The sequence below is a fragment of the Amycolatopsis kentuckyensis genome (genome assembly GCF_002155975.1).
Taxonomy (GTDB): domain Bacteria; phylum Actinomycetota; class Actinomycetes; order Mycobacteriales; family Pseudonocardiaceae; genus Amycolatopsis; species Amycolatopsis kentuckyensis.
In genome coordinates, this window is the sequence record NZ_MUMI01000094.1 from 73,497 (window position 1) to 83,547 (window position 10,051).

General features: G+C 72.4%; 13 protein-coding genes. 9 read left to right on the forward strand and 4 right to left on the reverse strand.

Annotated elements, in window-relative coordinates; genetic code table 11:
• Positions 1-7: 7 nt before the first annotated feature.
• From CCN39_RS10390 to CCN39_RS10415, 6 genes are all read left to right on the forward strand, one after another.
• Positions 8-298 carry a hypothetical protein gene (locus tag CCN39_RS10390; protein ID WP_086840733.1) on the forward strand — a complete coding sequence of 97 codons (291 nt, stop codon included), beginning with the start codon at positions 8-10 and terminating at the stop codon, positions 296-298.
• Between the two features lie 47 nt (positions 299-345).
• A complete protein-coding gene (locus CCN39_RS10395) occupies positions 346-1,338 on the forward strand; it encodes a DUF3558 domain-containing protein (RefSeq protein WP_244210715.1) in 993 nt (330 codons plus the stop codon).
• 67 nt (positions 1,339-1,405) lie between these two features.
• Entirely contained in the window at positions 1,406-2,407 is a 1,002-nt protein-coding gene (gene dhaK / locus CCN39_RS10400) for a dihydroxyacetone kinase subunit DhaK (RefSeq protein WP_086840737.1), read from the forward strand.
• Positions 2,407-3,036, forward strand: coding sequence for a dihydroxyacetone kinase subunit DhaL (gene dhaL, locus CCN39_RS10405; RefSeq protein ID WP_086840739.1), 630 nt, complete (start codon positions 2,407-2,409; stop codon positions 3,034-3,036). Before dhaK ends, dhaL begins: the two co-directional genes overlap by 1 nt.
• On the forward strand, positions 3,033-3,707 hold the full coding sequence (gene dhaM / locus CCN39_RS10410) for a dihydroxyacetone kinase phosphoryl donor subunit DhaM (RefSeq protein ID WP_086840741.1): 675 nt from the start codon (positions 3,033-3,035) through the stop codon (positions 3,705-3,707). Before dhaL ends, dhaM begins: the two co-directional genes overlap by 4 nt.
• Before the next feature lie 119 nt (positions 3,708-3,826).
• Complete coding sequence (locus CCN39_RS10415; protein WP_086840744.1) at positions 3,827-5,593, forward strand: 3-hydroxyacyl-CoA dehydrogenase family protein; 1,767 nt, start codon at positions 3,827-3,829, stop codon at positions 5,591-5,593.
• On the opposite strand, the gene tsaA is transcribed toward CCN39_RS10415, so the two are convergent.
• The 3 genes from tsaA to CCN39_RS10430 are packed head-to-tail and all read right to left on the reverse strand — an operon-like array spanning position 5,594 to position 7,268.
• Positions 5,594-5,989 carry a tRNA (N6-threonylcarbamoyladenosine(37)-N6)-methyltransferase TrmO gene (tsaA, locus tag CCN39_RS10420; protein WP_086840763.1) on the reverse strand — a complete coding sequence of 132 codons (396 nt, stop codon included), beginning with the start codon at positions 5,987-5,989 and terminating at the stop codon, positions 5,594-5,596. It abuts the gene before it with no gap.
• Positions 5,990-6,000: 11 nt separating this feature from the next.
• Positions 6,001-6,429, reverse strand: coding sequence for a nucleoside deaminase (locus CCN39_RS10425; RefSeq protein WP_086840746.1), 429 nt, complete (start codon positions 6,427-6,429; stop codon positions 6,001-6,003).
• A complete protein-coding gene (locus tag CCN39_RS10430) occupies positions 6,426-7,268 on the reverse strand; it encodes a TIGR03619 family F420-dependent LLM class oxidoreductase (RefSeq protein ID WP_086840748.1) in 843 nt (280 codons plus the stop codon). Before CCN39_RS10430 ends, CCN39_RS10425 begins: the two co-directional genes overlap by 4 nt.
• Positions 7,269-7,361: 93 nt before the next feature.
• Between CCN39_RS10430 and CCN39_RS10435 the strand changes: the two genes are divergently transcribed.
• On the forward strand, positions 7,362-7,826 hold the full coding sequence (locus CCN39_RS10435) for an Lrp/AsnC family transcriptional regulator (RefSeq protein WP_086840750.1): 465 nt from the start codon (positions 7,362-7,364) through the stop codon (positions 7,824-7,826).
• Positions 7,810-8,334 carry a P-loop NTPase family protein gene (locus tag CCN39_RS10440; protein ID WP_086840752.1) on the forward strand — a complete coding sequence of 175 codons (525 nt, stop codon included), beginning with the start codon at positions 7,810-7,812 and terminating at the stop codon, positions 8,332-8,334. Before CCN39_RS10435 ends, CCN39_RS10440 begins: the two co-directional genes overlap by 17 nt.
• 2 nt (positions 8,335-8,336) lie before the next feature.
• On the opposite strand, the gene CCN39_RS10445 is transcribed toward CCN39_RS10440, so the two are convergent.
• A complete protein-coding gene (locus CCN39_RS10445) occupies positions 8,337-8,813 on the reverse strand; it encodes an Lrp/AsnC family transcriptional regulator (RefSeq protein ID WP_086840754.1) in 477 nt (158 codons plus the stop codon).
• 58 nt (positions 8,814-8,871) lie between these two features.
• On the opposite strand from CCN39_RS10445, the gene CCN39_RS10450 reads away from it, so the two are divergent.
• Positions 8,872-9,990, forward strand: a complete 1,119-nt coding sequence (locus CCN39_RS10450; RefSeq protein ID WP_086840756.1) for a trans-sulfuration enzyme family protein — start codon at positions 8,872-8,874, stop codon at positions 9,988-9,990.
• Positions 9,991-10,051: the final 61 nt, after the last annotated feature.

A 10,051-nucleotide genomic window follows, 5' to 3' on the forward strand; every position in this document is an offset into this window, starting at 1 on the left:
GGTCGGAATGGCTACCGAGTCGCAGCCGCGCGCACACAAGGCAGGCGCCTTCGACATCCGGCTGATCATCGCCCTGCTGATCGGCGTCTACGGCGTCATCCTCACCGTCATGGGCATCGGCTTCACCTCCGACGAGGAGATCAAGAAGGCGGCCGACGTCAACATCAACCTGTGGGCCGGGATCGGCATGCTGGTGGTCGCGGCGCTGTTCGTCACCTGGGCGTTGGTCCGGCCGCTCGTCGTGCCCGCCGAGCCCGAGGCGGAGACGGGCGACACACCGGCGGCGGCCGGCGAATAGCCGGGTTGTCCGGACAGCGGCGCGCGGGTGCCGCTACCGTGCATCGCGTGTTCCCAGACGTTCGGCACCGCCGTCTCCCGAAGCTGTTCCTGCTGGTCACCGCGCTCGCGCTGCCGCTGACGGCGTGCGGGCCGGACCTCGGCAAGTCCAACTTCGCCCGGACGACGGTGCCCGCGGCGGCCGGCTCCGGCCAGGTCGCCGACGGCCCGATCACCGACGCCGCCGTCGCGGCCGGCGTGCTCCGCACGATCCAGCCGTGCCAGTTCCTCACCAAGGACGCCCTGGGTGCGCTGGGCCTCGGCACGGTCGAGGACGACCCGTCGCCGTCGTCCATCGCCTTCGACACCTGCAGCAACAAGGTGAAGGACCCCGGCGGCAAGGAGATCCGGCTCGAGCTCGAGATCGGCAGCACCGTCGTGCCGCGGGCGGACAAGACGACCGGGGTGGCCGGCGGGCTGCCGCTGCGGGTGAACAAGACCGGCGACACCGACTGCACCGTCGTCGTGATGACGGCGCTGAACCCGGATGTGGGGCTCGAGGTGTCGGTCACCTACGCCGGTGACCCGTGCCGTCCCGGGCAGGCGTTCGCCGAGGCCGTCGTCCAGAAGCTGCACAACTCGCCGGAGAAGTACTCGACGCCCGCGGGCACCGTGCTGACCGCCGATCCGTGCGCGATGGCCGACACCGCGGCGGTGACTGCCGTCGTGCCGTCGGCGAAGGCCGCGCCGTCGGGCCTGCACTCGTGCGAGTGGAAGGACCGGGGACCGGCGGTGACGGTCGGGTTCCGGCCGGGCCTGCCCCCGCTCGTCGGCGACGGCAATTCCAAGGTGGACCTCGGCAACGGCGTGACCGGCTTCCAGAAGCAGGCGACCGGGGGTTCGGCGCGGTGCAAGGTCGAGTGGCAGCACCGGCCGTGGCAGGGCGACGACGTCGAACTGGCCCAGGTGGACTACCAGGGCTATGCGGACAACGACACCGACCCGTGCGGCAAGGCGGTGACCGTCGCGAAGAACGTGGTCACCAAGCTCCCCAAACCTTGATCTGGCGGCGGGCCGCGCGGAGAGGTAGGAAGGGGGCACCCCACCCGCCGATGCGCCGGAGGCTGCCGTGAAGAAGATCATCAACGATCCGGCGAACGTGGTCGCCGAGTCGCTGCGGGGGCTCGCCGCCGCGCACGCCGACATCCTCCGCGTCCAGTACGACCCGGACGTCGTGATCAGAGCCGACGCGCCGGTCGCGGGCAAGGTCGCCGTCATCTCCGGCGGCGGGTCCGGGCACGAGCCGCTGCACGGCGGCTTCGTCGGCCACGGCATGCTCGCCGCGGCGGTACCCGGCGCGGTGTTCACCTCGCCGACGCCGGACGCGGTGCAGGCCGCGGTCACCGCGACCACCGGCGACGCGGGCGCGCTGCTCATCGTGAAGAACTACACCGGCGACGTGCTGAACTTCGAGACGGCCGCCGAGCTGGCCGCCGCCGAGGACCTCGAGGTGCGCAGCGTCGTGATCGACGACGACGTCGCGGTCAAGGACTCGACGTACACCGCGGGCCGCCGCGGGGTCGGCGGCACGGTGCTGCTGGAGAAGATCACCGGCGCCGCCGCCGAGCGCGGCGACTCGCTCGACGCCGTCACCGCGCTGGCGCAGAAGGTGATCGGCCAGGTCCGGTCGATCGGCGTCGCGCTCACCGCGCCGACCGTCCCGCACGCCGGCACCCCCAGCTTCGACCTCGACGAGAACGAGATCGAGTTCGGCATCGGCATCCACGGCGAGCCCGGCCGCGAGCGGCTCCCGGCCGAGCCGGCCGACGCGCTGGTGGCGCGCATGGTCGAGGCGGTCGTGTCGGACCTGCCGTTCGCCTCGGGCGACCGCGTGCTGCTGTTCACCAACTCGATGGGCGGCACCCCGCTCGTCGAGCTGTACCTGGCCCACGGCATCGCCGAGCGGCTGCTGGCCGACCGTGGGATCGTGGTCGAACGCCGGCTGGTCGGCCCGTACATCACCAGCCTCGAGATGCAGGGGATGAGCCTGACGTTGCTCAAACTGGACGACGAGCTGACCGAGCTGTGGGACGCCCCGGTCAACACCGCGGCCCTGCGGTGGGGGCTCTGATGGCCTGCACCGCCGAGGGGGTCGCGGCGGCCGTGCGCGCCGCCGCGGCGGTGGTCGCCGAGCACCGCGTGGAACTGATCGACCTCGACCGCGCGATCGGCGACGGCGACCACGGCGAGAACCTCAACCGCGGCTTCACGGCCGTCGTCGCGGCGCTCGATTCCGCGGTTCCGGACACGCCGGGCGGCGTGCTGAAGCTCGTCGCAACGACGTTGATCTCCAAGGTCGGCGGGGCCGCGGGGCCGTTGTACGGCACGGCTTTCCTGCGTGCCTCCGCCAAGCTGGGCCCGGCCGGAGAGCTCGACGTCCCGGCGCTGCTGGACGCGCTGCGGGCCGGCCTCGAAGGCGTCCAGGCCCGCGGCAAGGCCGTGGGCGGCGACGCGACCATGGTCGACGCCCTGATCCCCGCGGTGGCGGCCGCGGAGAAGGCGGCCGAGGGCGACGGGGACGTCGCCGCGGTGCTGACCGCGGCGGCCGACGCGGCCGACACCGGTGCGCAGTCCACAGTGGACCTGGTCCCGCGGAAGGGCCGGGCGTCCTACCTCGGCGAGCGGGCCGTCGGCCACATGGACCCCGGCGCGCGGTCGTCGGCGCTGCTGCTGCGGGCGTTCGCGGAGGCCGCCCGGTGAGCGTGGGAATCGTGCTCGTGTCGCACAGTGCGAAGCTCGCCGAAGGCCTGGCCGAGCTGGCCGCCCAGATGGCGCCGGACGTCACCATCCGTCCCGCCGGTGGCCTCTCCGACGGCTCGATCGGCACGGACTACGACGAGGTCGTCGCCGCCACCCAGCGCGCCGATTCCGGCGACGGCGTCGTGCTCCTCTACGACCTGGGCAGCGCCCAGATGACGGCCGAGCTCGCCGTCGAGTCGCTGGCCGACCCTTCGGCCGCGATCGTCGCGGACGGCCCGCTGGTCGAGGGCGCGATCGCGGCGGCGGTCGCGGCGCAGGCCGGGCAGGACCGCAAGGCGGTGGCCGAGGCCGCCGCGGCGGCCGGTATCCCCGAGGACCTGGAGCCCGCCGAGGAGGCGCCGGCCGACGCCGCCGAAGTCGAGCTGGAGCTGCACAACGAGGTCGGGTTGCACGCCCGGCCCGCCGCGGTGCTGGTGCGCACGCTCAGCGAGTTCGACGCCGAGGTGACCGTGCGGCTCGGCGACCAGGAGGCCGACGGCCACAGCGTCCTGGCCCTGATGTCGCTCGGCGCACGCCAGGGCGACCGGATCCGCGTCCGGGCGAGCGGGCCCCAGGCTTCGGCCGCGCTGGAGAAGGCGAAAGAGCTGGTGGACGGCAATTTCGGGGAGTGAAGCCACCGTCGCCGACCGGGTGACTTGAGCGGTACTGACTCGATTCCGTCTGGGCTCCGGCGGTGGCGCGTGGCAGTATCGAGGCCAATTACCAGCGAGTAACATCTCTGGAGGCCTCGATGGCGCGGGACATTTCGACGGTCGGTGTGGTCGGCCTGGGCACCATGGGGGCCGGCATCGCCGAAGTGCTGGCGCGCAGCGGGCTCGACGTCGTCACGGTCGAGCTGGACGAAGCCGGCGTCGCCCGCGGCCGCGGCCACCTCGAGCACTCCACCGAACGGGCGCTCTCCGGCGGCAAGCTGGACGCGCCCGGGCGCGAGGCGCTGCTGGGCCGGATCCGCTACAGCACGTCGCTGTCGGACCTGTCCGAAGTGGACCTGGTGGTCGAGGCGATCCCGGAGAGCCTCGAGCTGAAGGCCGACGTCTTCGCCGAGCTGGACAAGATCACCCGGCCCGAAGTGGTCTTCGCGTCCAACACGTCGTCGTTGTCGATCACCGAGATCGGCGTGCACACCGCACGGCCCGGCAAGGTCGTCGGCATGCACTTCTTCAACCCGGCGCCGGTGCAGAAGCTCGTCGAGATCGTCAAGACCGTGGTGACCGAGCCGGACGTGGTCGCCGAGGTCGTCGAGTTCGCCGAGCGGCTCGGCAAGGTGCCGGTGGTGATCGGCGACCGGGCCGGCTTCATCGCCAACGCGCTGCTGTTCGGCTACCTCAACCACGCGGTGCGGATGTACGAGCAGCGCTACGCGACGCGCGAGGACCTCGACGCCGCGATGCGCTTCGGCTGCGGCTACCCGATGGGCCCGCTCGCGCTGCTCGACCTGATCGGGCTGGACACCGCGAACGAAATCCTCGACACGATGTACCACCAGTCCCGCAACCGCCTGCACGCGCCCGCGCCGCTGCTCAAGCAGATGATCACGGCGGGCCTGCTGGGCCGCAAGACCGGCCGGGGCTTCTACACCTACGACGCCCCGGACTCGCCCAACGTGGTCTCGTCCGGCGTAGTGTCCACAGTGGAGGCTGTGCCGCCGCGCCCGGTGGCCCGGGTGGGCGTGGTCGGGACGGGCACGATGGCCACCGGCATCGCGGAGGTGTTCGCCAAGCGCGGCCTCGACGTCGTGCTGCGCGCCCGGAGCCTGGAGAAGGCGCAGGCGTCGGTGGCTCGCGTCAAGAAGTCGCTCGACAAGGCCGTGGTCAAGGGCAAACTGTCCGAAGAGGACGCCGCGTCGGCGTTGGCCCGCATCACCCCGGTCACCGACTTCGAGGCGCTGGCCGACGTCGACCTGGTCGTCGAGGCGGTGGCCGAGGAGCTGTCGGTCAAGCAGGCGGTGTTCGCGGCGCTGGACGAGGTGGTCCGCCCCGGCGCGGTCCTGGCGACGACGACGTCCTCGCTGCCGGTGATCGAGTGCGCGGCCGCCACGTCCCGGCCGTCCGACGTGGTCGGCCTCCACTTCTTCAACCCGGCCCCGGTGATGAAGCTGGTCGAGGTGGTGTCGACGATCGCGACCGCCCCGGACGTCGTGGCGACGGCGAGCGCGGTCTGCGCGGCGGTGGGCAAGCACGCGGTGCACTGCGGCGACCGCGCGGGTTTCATCGTCAACGCGCTGCTGTTCCCGTACCTGAACGACGCGGTGAAGATGCTGGAGGCCCACTACGCGGGCGCGGACGACATCGACACGGCCATGAAGGTCGGCTGCGGCCTGCCGATGGGCCCGTTCGAACTGCTGGACGTCGTCGGCCTCGACGTGTCCCTGGCCATCCAGCGCACGCTGTACAACGAGTTCCGCGAGGAGGGTTTCGCGCCGGCGCCGCTGCTGGAGCACCTCGTGACGGCCGGCCGGCTGGGCCGGAAGACCGGGAAGGGATTCAAGGACTACTGATCAGCGCTCGGCCACCTCGCCGAGGACCGGCTTGACGTCGAGCACCGGGGTGCCGTCGATGGCCTCCAGGCCCGCGACCGTCAGCGTGCCGCCGTCGACCGCCGTCACCGTGACCAGGTGGAGGCCGATCGGATTCGGGCGGTCCGGCGAGCGCGTCGAGAACACGCCGGTGCTTGGGCGATCGCGGTCGCCGCGGGGGTGGACCGCCTGGACGTCGCGGTCCGCCTCGTGCAGCCACGTCAGGAGGACCAGGCGGTCGCCCGGCCGGAGGTCGACCGCCGCCGGGGTGAACTCCGGGAGGAACACCACCCGGGACGGTGGCGCGCCCTCGTCGCCCTGCTTCGGAGCCGTCGCGCGGTCCGTCAGGGGCGACTCGATGCGCGCCACCGGGCGCACCTGGTAACTCGTCACTTGTAGTAGCCCTCGACCGGCACGCGGGCCTCGTCGAACAGGGCGGGGCCCTCCATCTTGTGCTTGCCCCACGTGAGCGGCGGCCGCAGCGTGAGGAACTGCTCCGTCGACAGCGCGTAGACGACGCGGCCGAGCCCGGACCGTTCGATCGCGCCGGTGCACATCCCGCACGGCTGCGTGCTGGTGAACATCGTCGTGGTCGCCGCGGTTTCCGGGTCGAGGTTTTGCGCCGCCCAGCGGGCCAGCTTCAGTTCCGGGTGGGCCGTGATGTCGTTGTCGGTCAGCGAGGTGTTGCGGTCCTCGACCAGGATCTTCCCGTCGGCGTCGGCCAGCAGGGAGCCGAACGGCGGGTTGCCGTGTTCCTCGCGCGCCTCGCGGGCGAGCTCGATCGCCCGCCGCAGCAGGGCTTCTTCGGTGTCCTTCACAGGGTCTCCCTCCAGGATGCGGCCACGGCCGCGAGATCACGCCACGCCACCTCCGGGCGCAGCGTTTCGGCCGGGTCCGAGTCGAACGGGTCGAGCACGACGGTGTCCGCCCCCATCGCCCGCAACTGCACCAGGTCGTCGATGACCTGCTCGAGCGTGCCTTCGCCGGCACGTCGATCGGGCCCGGCCACCGGCGCCGCCGTCACCCGCAACAGGATCCGCGGCGCGAAGGCGGGCACCGGCCGGTCGCCGGCCAGTTTTTCCAGGCGCCCCAGTGTTTCCCGGAACCCGGCCATCGTCAGCCGCAGCGGGTGCCACGCGTCGCCGAGCTCCACCGCCCGGCGCAACCCGGCGTCGCTGTGCCCGCCGAGCCACAGCGGGATCTGCCCCGCGCGGTAGTCGTCGCGCTCGGCCCACGCGGCGCGGATCGCCCGCAGGTGCTCGGTGGTGAGCCTGCCGCGCTGCTCGAACGGCACGCCCAGTGCCTCGAACTCCTGCTTCGCCCAGCCGATCCCGGCGCCGAGCACGAGCCGGCCACCGCCGCTGAGCTCGTCGAGGTTCGCCGCCATCCGCGCCACCAGCAGGGGATGCCGGTACGGCACCACGAGCACCGTGGTGCCCAGCCGCACCCGCTGCGTCACCCCGGCCAGCCACGACAACGTCGTGAACGGCTCGTAGAACGGCGCCGGGTACTGCCCGGCGACGTCCGGCGTGATGGCGACGTGGTCGGACACCATCAGCAGGTCGTAGCCGAGGCCTTCGACCGTCTGCGCCCAGGCACGCAGGACACCCGGGTTCGTGCCGGGCCCGAAGTTGGGGACGTTCACGCCGATCTTCACCGGGAAAGGCTATCGACGTTTTGCCCGAATCCGGAAGGCAATGATCACGGCGTTCGGCCCGTTCGGCCGTGGATCTCACGGTATGTTCGGCGGATGACCGAGAGTCTCGATGCGACGGATTGGGCCATCCTCACCGAGCTCCAGCGCGACGCCCGGCTGCCGCTCACCGAGCTCGGCCGCCGCGTGAACCTCAGCGCGTCCGCGGCGACCGAACGCCTCCGGCGGCTCGAGACCACCGGCGTGATCAGCGGCTACCGCGCGGAAATCGACCTGGGCAAGGTCGGTTACCCGGTGCTCGCCGTGGTCCGGCTCAAGTACCCGGGCAGCCGCCACGAGCCGCTGCACAAGCTGCTCGCCGAGCGGTCCGAGATCCTCGAATGCCTGCGCACCACCGGCGACGACTGCTACACGCTCAAGATCGCCGCCGCCTCGATGGCCCACCTCGAGCGCACGGTCGACGAGCTGTGCCAGTTCGGCAGCACGACCACGAACCTCGTCTACAGCCAGACCCTGCCCTACCGCGGACCGCGGGAGCCCGCCCGTGACCTCGAGGCCTGACCGCATCGTCATCGTCGGGGTGACCGGCTCGGGCAAGTCGACGCTCGCGGCCCGGATCGCCGAGCGGACCGGCCTGCCCTACTACGCCGCGGACGACATCGGCTGGCAGCCGGGCTGGGTCGGCACTCCCGACGAGGAACAGCGCCGCCGGGTCGCCGAGGTGTGCGCGCAGGAGCGCTGGGTCCTCGACGCCGTCTACAGCAAGTGGCAGGACCTCGTCCTGCCGCGCGCCCAGCTGGTCGTGGGCCTCGACTACCCGCGCTGGCTTTCGCTGGGCCGCCTGGTGCGCCGGACGCTGGTGCGGACGGTGACGCGCAAGCGGATCTGCAACGGGAACGTCGAGTCGCTGCGCCAGGTGTTTTCCGCCGACTCGATCATCCGCTGGCACTTCAGGTCGTTCGCGAACAAGCGGGCCCGCATCCGGGCCTGGGCCGCCGAGCCGCCCGGCCCGGCCGTCGTCCGGCTGACGACCCCGCGCGAGACCCGCCGCTGGCTCAAGAGCCTCTGAGATCAAGCGCCCGGCGGCAGCAGCGGGCCGCCGCTCCAGTGCTGGAACACCAGGTTGGTGTGGACGCGGGCGACCTCGTCCCGCGCGGTCAGCTCGTCGAGGACCAGCCGCTGCAGCTCCCCGGCGGAGCTGGTCGCGACGTGCGCGAGGAAGTCGTCCGGCCCGGTCAGGTGGTAGACCGCGCGCACCTCCGGCAAGGAGAGCAGGTGCTCGATGAACGGGTCCACCAGCGGCCGCCGGTGCGGGCGGACCTGGACGAACAGGAACGCCTCCAGCGGCCGCCCGAGCTTCGCCGCGTCGACCGACGCGTGCTGCCCGGTGATCACGCCGGTGTCCCGCAGCCGGGCGACGCGGTCCAGGCACGTCGACGGCGCGATGCCGACCGCGGCGGCCAGGTCCTTGTTGGTGATCCGGGCATCGTTCTGCAGCAGGCGCAGGATTTCGAGATCCACCGGACTCAGTTCGACGGAAGCGGACATCGCCGAATGATATCCGAGAGTGTTGCTCCTGGTCCGGGGAAAGCTCGACCATGCTGCCATGACTTCCTCGCTGCGCACGCGAGCCGTCCACGCCGGCCGTGACGACCTCACGGACCTCGGCGTGCACGCCGCTCCGCTCGACCTGTCCACGACCTACCCGTCCCGCGACAGTGCCGCCGAAGCCGCCCGGATCGACGCCTTCGCCGCCGGCGCCGAGCTCGACGGCCCGCCGATCTACGGCCGGGTGGGCAACCCGACCGTCGAGCGGTTCGAGCGGGCGCTCGCCGAGCTCGAGGGTTTCGACCACGGTGTGGCGTTCGCCAGCGGCATGGCCGCCGTCTCGGCCTGCCTGCTTTCCGCGGTGGCGCAGGGGAAACGGCACGTCGTCGCGGTGCGCCCGCTGTACGGCTGCAGCGACCACCTGCTCGAGTCCGGGCTGCTCGGCACGGAGGTCACCTGGGCCGCGCCCGGCGCCGTCGCCGCCGCGCTGCGGCCGGACACCGGGCTGGTGTTCGTCGAGACGCCGGCGAACCCGACCCTCGCCGAGGCCGACATCGCCGAGCTGGCCCGCGCTTGCGGAGAGGTGCCGCTCCTGGTGGACAACACGTTCGCGACCCCGGTGCTCCAGCGCCCGGGCCACCACGGCGCGCGGATCGTGCTGCACAGCGCGACGAAGTTCCTCGGCGGCCACGGCGACGTGATGGGCGGGATCGTCGCGTGCGACGCGTCGGAAGCCGCCCGGCTGCGCCAAATCCGCTTCGCGACCGGCGGCGTGCTCCACCCGCTCGCCGGATACCTGTTGCTGCGCGGGCTTTCCACGCTGCCGCTGCGTGTCAACGCGGCATCGGCCACCGCGGCGACCCTCGCGGCACGGCTCGGTGAACACGCGGCCGTGACCGCCGTCCACTACCCGCGGATCGGTGGCCCGCTGGTGGCGTTCGAGGTCGACGGCGACCCGCACGCCCTGATCGGCGCCGTCCGGCTGATCACGCCGGCCGTCAGCCTGGGCAGCGTCGACACCCTGATCCAGCACCCGGGCTCGATCAGCCACCGGATCGTCGACGAGGGCGACCGCCGCGGCGCCGGCGTCTCCGACCAGCTGATCCGGCTGTCCGCCGGTCTCGAGGACGTCGAGGACCTGTGGGCCGACCTGGAGCAGGCGCTGAAGGCGCTCTGAGCCTGCTCAGCCGCAGCAGCCGCCGCCACAGCAGCCACCGCCACCGCCGGCCGGGGCCGCG

Coding starts and splice junctions, on each gene's coding strand:
- CCN39_RS10390 (WP_086840733.1), top strand. CDS start 8: ATGGCTACCGAGTCGCAGCCGCGCGCACACAAGGCAGGCGCCTTCGAC.
- dhaL (WP_086840739.1), top strand. CDS start 2,407: ATGGCCTGCACCGCCGAGGGGGTCGCGGCGGCCGTGCGCGCCGCCGCG.
- CCN39_RS10415 (WP_086840744.1), top strand. CDS start 3,827: ATGGCGCGGGACATTTCGACGGTCGGTGTGGTCGGCCTGGGCACCATG.
- CCN39_RS10435 (WP_086840750.1), top strand. CDS start 7,362: ATGACCGAGAGTCTCGATGCGACGGATTGGGCCATCCTCACCGAGCTC.
- CCN39_RS10445 (WP_086840754.1), bottom strand. CDS start 8,813: ATGTCCGCTTCCGTCGAACTGAGTCCGGTGGATCTCGAAATCCTGCGC.
- CCN39_RS10450 (WP_086840756.1), top strand. CDS start 8,872: ATGACTTCCTCGCTGCGCACGCGAGCCGTCCACGCCGGCCGTGACGAC.